This window comes from Weissella viridescens (assembly GCF_001437355.1).
Taxonomy (GTDB): domain Bacteria; phylum Bacillota; class Bacilli; order Lactobacillales; family Lactobacillaceae; genus Weissella; species Weissella viridescens.
Map to the genome: position 1 here is coordinate 160545 of NZ_JQBM01000004.1, position 370 is coordinate 160914.

1 tRNA gene and 1 rRNA gene are annotated in these 370 nt (G+C 46.2%); both read right to left on the reverse strand.

Annotated elements, in window-relative coordinates:
* Window position 1: 1 nt before the first annotated feature.
* Window positions 2-118, reverse strand: a 5S ribosomal RNA gene (rrf, locus tag IV50_RS06765).
* A gap of 116 nt (window positions 119-234) precedes the next feature.
* Window positions 235-307: transfer RNA gene (locus IV50_RS06770), tRNA-Thr, on the reverse strand.
* Window positions 308-370 lie beyond the last annotated feature (63 nt).

Sequence of the window (370 nt, forward strand, 5' to 3'; positions counted from 1 at the left end):
TGCATCGCGACGTCCTATCCTCGCAGGAAGAGATCCTCCAACTACTTTCGGTGCTATTGAGCTTAACTTCTGTGTTCGGTATGGGAACAGGTGTGGCCTCAATGCCATCATCACGACACGTGTCTTGCAAACTTACAATTAATAATTCTAACCATAAGCCGATTGTATGTCAACTGGTAACCTATATCGGCAGTAATAAAAAAAACCAGAACAATGTTCCAGTCATTTTTATCATGCCGACTGGGGGATTCGAACCCTCGACCTACGGTTTACGATACCGTTGCTCTACCAACTGAGCTAAGTCGGCATACAAACTCCGAATGTCGGGCTCGAACCGACGACAACACGATTAACAGTCGTGTGCTCTACC